The 977-nt window shown below is 47.8% G+C and carries 1 protein-coding gene; it reads left to right on the top strand.

The genetic code is table 11. The annotated features are described in order from the left end of the window. Window positions 1-279 precede the first annotated feature (279 nt). On the top strand, window positions 280-813 hold the full coding sequence (locus PPL9_RS31145; RefSeq protein ID WP_161831230.1) for an invasion associated locus B family protein: 534 nt from the start codon (window positions 280-282) through the stop codon (window positions 811-813). The last annotated feature ends 164 nt before the right edge of the window (window positions 814-977 follow it).

Below are 977 nucleotides of genomic sequence, written 5' to 3'. Positions count from 1 at the left end.
AAAAGGAGAACTAGACCTAAAAAAAGGCTGGTCACCAAACCTCAAACTGGGGAAATTTGGTCCAGCACTTTTGGGGAAATTTGACCCAGCATTGACATCCTGCAAGTGTGACAGAACAGCTGGACAGCAAAGCCGCCGTCGTTAGAAGCCATTTCCGCAAAGTCATAAAGCGCACCAATTTGGGTAAATCTGCAAATATGCGCTTGTAATAATTATGCAGCGGCGTAATTCATAGACAAATCTGACACTAACAAACGATTTTCTTACAAAGGTCTGCACGTGCATTCTTTTTTTCAACACAACTTCTGTTATATAACACGGGCTAAGTCCCTGATTGCTTTGCTACTCTTTTGCACATCTGCTTCTGCACAAGAAAATCCCTCAGACACGCTCAAGTCACAAAGCGATTGGCAAATCCTGTGTGACAGCCCCAACCAGGCGGTGCAAACCAGGCAAAATTGCCGAATGTCACAAACGCTTGTTGATCAAGAACAAGCCCGCTCTTTACTAGTTGCGCGGGTTTTTGCTGGCAAACAGCCATCGTTGCTGATTCAAACCCCCTTGCAGGTGTTCGTAAAAGCTGGGGTCGTTGTGCAGGTGGACAAAGGAAAGCGCTACGCCTTTGCCTATGAGTTTTGCAATACAGAAGGATGCTTTGCAGGGATCCCGTTACCAGCGTCGCTGTTAAATAGCTTTAAGCGTGGCAAAACAGCGGTATTCAGGATTCAGGATACCCAGGGAAATCAGGCAGGCTTTGACATTTCTCTGAAGGGTTTTACAAAAACCTACAAAGAACTGATGCAGAAACAGTAAGTCGCTATCGAGGCTACCGGCAATAAAAGCGAGGGACATTTGCGAGGGCTGTGCCTGTTTTTCTGCCATTCGGTAGAGTCGGGGAGAGACGCGCCCTGCGGTAGATGAGGGGAGTAGCTGTTGACCGGCTGCTTTCGCACACTGCCGGTGCCTCAATCCTCACC

Source organism: Pseudovibrio sp. POLY-S9, from assembly GCF_001431305.1.
Classification (GTDB): domain Bacteria; phylum Pseudomonadota; class Alphaproteobacteria; order Rhizobiales; family Stappiaceae; genus Pseudovibrio.
The sequence above is the reverse complement of the archived record's forward strand: the minus strand, read 5'-3'. Positions and strand labels throughout refer to the sequence as shown.